General features: G+C 36.8%; 3 protein-coding genes. All 3 read left to right on the forward strand.

Annotation, left to right across the window (positions count from 1 at the left end):
• Positions 1-148: 148 nt before the first annotated feature.
• Entirely contained in the window at positions 149-541 is a 393-nt protein-coding gene (gene merR, locus ABDZ63_RS15770) for a mercury resistance transcriptional regulator MerR (protein ID WP_001863748.1), read from the forward strand.
• 24 nt (positions 542-565) lie between these two features.
• Positions 566-2,206, forward strand: a complete 1,641-nt coding sequence (gene merA / locus ABDZ63_RS15775) for a mercury(II) reductase (protein ID WP_013859289.1) — start codon at positions 566-568, stop codon at positions 2,204-2,206.
• Between the two features lie 241 nt (positions 2,207-2,447).
• The coding region (locus ABDZ63_RS15780) for an ISL3 family transposase (protein ID WP_343785180.1) at positions 2,448-3,732 on the forward strand (1,285 nt) is incomplete at its 3' end.

Raw genomic sequence — 3,732 nt, forward strand, 5'->3', positions numbered from 1 at the left:
TTTTCTGGTGGGATGTTAGGACAATCAATAGTATTATATAAAAGTATCAATCACATACGAGTGATACGTTGGGGAAAAATAAAATAGTCCAATTTACTTGACCGCGTACTATGGTACACGGTTTATAATATTCATGGGGTGAAATAAGATGATTTATCGCATTAGTGAGTTTGCAGATAAATGTGGAGTTAATAAAGAAACGATTAGATATTACGAGAGAAAAAATTTATTACAAGAACCTCACCGAACGGAAGCTGGTTATCGGATATATTCATATGATGACGTTAAGCGTGTTGGGTTTATTAAACGAATACAGGAACTTGGTTTTTCTTTAAGCGAGATTTATAAATTACTTGGTGTTGTAGATAAAGATGAAGTTCGTTGTCAAGACATGTTCGAATTTGTTTCTAAAAAACAAAAGGAAGTGCAAAAACAAATAGAGGATTTAAAACGAATTGAAACTATGTTAGACGACTTAAAACAACGATGTCCAGATGAAAAGCAATTACATTCGTGTCCAATAATAGAAACATTAACATGAGACATTAACGAAAGGGGCTTTTTTATGAATAAATTTAAGGTAAATATTCAAGGAATGACTTGTACGGGTTGTGAAAAACACGTAGAATCAGCACTTGAAAAGATAGGTGCTAAAAATATTGAGTCTAATTTTCGTCGTGGTGAAGCAGTATTTGAACTGCCCGATGATATTGAGGTTGAAAGTGCAATAAAGGCGATTGATGAAGCAAATTACCAAGCCGGAGAAATTGAAGAAGTATCATCACTAGAAAACGTGGCGTTAATTAATGAAGACGATTATGACCTTCTTATTATTGGTTCTGGTGCTGCTGCCTTTTCTTCGGCAATTAAAGCTATAGAATACGGTGCAAAAGTTGGAATGATTGAGCGTGGAACGGTTGGGGGAACCTGTGTGAATATTGGCTGTGTTCCGTCAAAAACTCTTCTTAGGGCAGGGGAAATCAATCATTTATCAAAAGACAATCCGTTTAAAGGTTTACAAACATCCGCTGGAGAAGTGGATTTAGCTAGTTTAATCACGCAAAAGGATAAATTGGTGAGCGAACTTCGGAATCAAAAATATATGGATTTAATTGATGAATATAATTTTGATTTAATTAAAGGTGAAGCAAAATTCGTTGATGCTAGTACGGTTGAGGTCAATGGGGCAAAGTTATCTGCAAAACGCTTTTTAATTGCAACAGGTGCATCGCCTTCGTTGCCCCAAATTTCAGGACTTGAAAAAATGGACTATTTAACTAGTACAACACTTCTTGAGTTAAAGAAAATACCAAAACGATTAACTGTAATTGGCTCAGGATACATTGGAATGGAGCTTGGACAACTATTTCATCATTTAGGTTCAGAAATAACGCTTATGCAAAGAAGTGAGCGACTTTTAAAGGAGTATGATCCTGAGATTTCAGAGTCAGTTGAAAAAGCGTTAATTGAACAGGGTATAAACCTTGTCAAAGGGGCAACTTTTGAGCGTGTTGAACAAAGTGGAGAGATAAAAAAGGTTTACATAACAGTAAATGGCAGTAAAGAAGTCATTGAATCAGATCAGTTACTTGTTGCCACTGGAAGAAAACCAAATACGGATTCTTTAAATTTAAGTGCAGCAGGTGTTGAAACTGGAAAAAATAATGAAATCCTGATCAATGATTTTGGTCAAACAAGTAATGAAAAGATTTATGCAGCAGGAGATGTGACGTTAGGACCGCAATTTGTATATGTAGCAGCCTATGAAGGTGGAATTATTACTGATAATGCTATCGGTGGATTAAACAAAAAAATAGATTTATCGGTAGTTCCTGCTGTTACGTTTACGAATCCGACGGTTGCAACGGTTGGTTTAACAGAAGAACAAGCAAAAGAGAAAGGGTATGATGTGAAGACATCTGTATTACCTTTAGATGCTGTTCCAAGAGCAATTGTAAACCGTGAAACAACCGGTGTATTTAAACTAGTAGCAGATGCAGAAACACTAAAAGTATTAGGGGTTCATATTGTATCTGAGAATGCAGGAGATGTCATCTATGCAGCATCATTAGCTGTTAAATTTGGCTTAACGATAGAAGATTTAACAGAAACCCTAGCACCATATTTAACAATGGCTGAAGGGCTAAAATTAGCTGCACTTACGTTCGATAAAGATGTTTCGAAATTATCTTGTTGTGCAGGCTAAGGGAACTTTTTTTACAACTCCCTATTCAAGTGAACCAGCTAATACTGTACTAAAGGTGTGCAGTAGTTTAGCAAAGTCTACAAAAGATTTCATACACTATTTTGCGATCACCCATTATATAAATGCTTTAAGGGATTTTCTAAGTGCATTTGTGGTCACAAAAATAATTTAACACTGATGATTTCGACATCAAATCTATAATTGATACCTTAACACCGCAGAGTAATAAAGGATGAACAATATGTCAGACTTATTATCCCTACCAGACATTAAAACAATAGAACCACCACAAGAAAATGAAACCGATATGATGTTTAAAGTTGAAGCAGTCGGACCACCTGAACGTTGTCCTGAATGTGGTTTTGACAAGTTGTACAAACACAGTTCAAGAAATCAACTAATTATGGATTTGCCCATTCGTTTAAAGCGAGTGGGCTTACAATTGAACCGTAGACGATACAAGTGTCGTGAATGCGGATCTACCTTCTGGGAACGCCTAATATCTGTAGATGAAAAGCGTAGTATGACCAAAAGGCTTTTAAAGTCCATTCAAGAGCAATCCATGTCTAAGACCTTTGTAGAAGTCGCAGAAAGCGTTGGTGTTGACGAGAAAACTATTAGGAACGTTTTTAAGGACTATGTGGCACTCAAAGAACGTGAATACCAGTTTGAAACTCCTAAGTGGCTTGGGATAGACGAGATACATATTATCCGTAGACCTCGGCTTGTATTGACTAATATTGAACGCAGGACTATTTATGACATCAAGCCAAACCGTAACAAGGAAACAGTCATCCAACGTCTTTCAGAAATCAGTGACAGGACTTATATTGAGTACGTCACAATGGATATGTGGAAGCCTTACAAAGACGCAGTGAACACTATCCTTCCACACGCTAAAGTTGTCGTAGATAAGTTTCATGTAGTTAGAATGGCTAATCAAGCCTTAGATAACGTCAGAAAGTCTTTGAAAGCCCATATGAGCCAAAAAGAAAGACGTACCCTTATGCGTGAAAGGTTTATCCTTCTAAAGCGTAAACACGATCTAAATGAACGTGAATCATTCCTCTTAGATACTTGGTTAGGTAATCTTCCTGCTTTAAAAGAAGCCTATGAACTCAAAGAAGAGTTTTACTGGATATGGGATACTCCTGATCCAGATGAAGGTCGTCTTCGTTATAGTCAATGGAGACACCGTTGTATGTCCAGTAACTCTAAAGACGCATATAAAGACCTCGTGAGAGCCGTAGACAACTGGCATGTCGAAATATTCAACTACTTTGATAAAAGGCTCACTAACGCTTATACGGAGTCAATTAACAGCATTATTAGGCAGGTAGAGCGAATGGGTAGAGGTTACTCGTTTGATGCCTTACGAGCCAAAATCCTTTTCAATGAGAAGCTCCATAAAAAGCGTAAGCCACGATTTAATTCAAGTGCTTTCAATAAAGCTATGTTATACGATACTTTCAATTGGTATGAAGTGAATGATCACGACATTACAGACAACTTTGGTGTCGATTTTT

Source organism: Alkalibacillus silvisoli (genome assembly GCF_039521975.1).
Classification (GTDB): Bacteria; Bacillota; Bacilli; order Bacillales; family Alkalibacillaceae; genus Alkalibacillus; species Alkalibacillus silvisoli.

What these genes read in the sequence shown, in the direction of transcription:
- merR (WP_001863748.1), top strand. Translation starts at nt 149, where the DNA reads ATGATTTATCGCATTAGTGAGTTTGCAGATAAATGTGGAGTTAATAAA.
- merA (WP_013859289.1), top strand. Translation starts at nt 566, where the DNA reads ATGAATAAATTTAAGGTAAATATTCAAGGAATGACTTGTACGGGTTGT.